This is a genomic window from Secundilactobacillus angelensis (assembly GCF_012641075.1).
In the GTDB taxonomy this organism is placed as follows: domain Bacteria; phylum Bacillota; class Bacilli; order Lactobacillales; family Lactobacillaceae; genus Secundilactobacillus; species Secundilactobacillus angelensis.
The window spans coordinates 1-286 of record NZ_JAAXLJ010000103.1 but is presented as its reverse complement, the minus strand read 5'-3'; the positions used below and the strand labels follow the sequence as shown (position 1 = coordinate 286).

Sequence of the window (286 nt, the reverse complement as noted above, 5' to 3'; positions counted from 1 at the left end):
AAGAAACAGTAACGGTTCAAGACGGTGCCGTTGGCACGCCAGTGGCGTACACGATCAGCAATAATGTGAAAGCCGACGCAGGTGGATACACAACAACAGTTGAATTACCAGCTGATGGTAACAAGAACTACGCGATTACAGCAGTTAATGGCACGGTGACAGTTACGCCGAATGCCAGCGCTAAAGTGACTTTAAGTGATGCCAATAAAGTTTATGATGGCACCACGAACGTGGCTGCCACGGACTTTAAGTTGACTGGACCAGCTGATATGGTTATTCCAACATT

The 286-nt window shown here is 47.2% G+C and carries 1 protein-coding gene; it reads left to right on the top strand.

Going from position 1 to position 286, the window contains the following annotated elements; genetic code table 11:
- Window positions 1-286, top strand: a 286-nt coding sequence (locus tag HC026_RS12550) for a hypothetical protein (RefSeq protein ID WP_168926226.1), incomplete at both ends; no start/stop codon positions are given.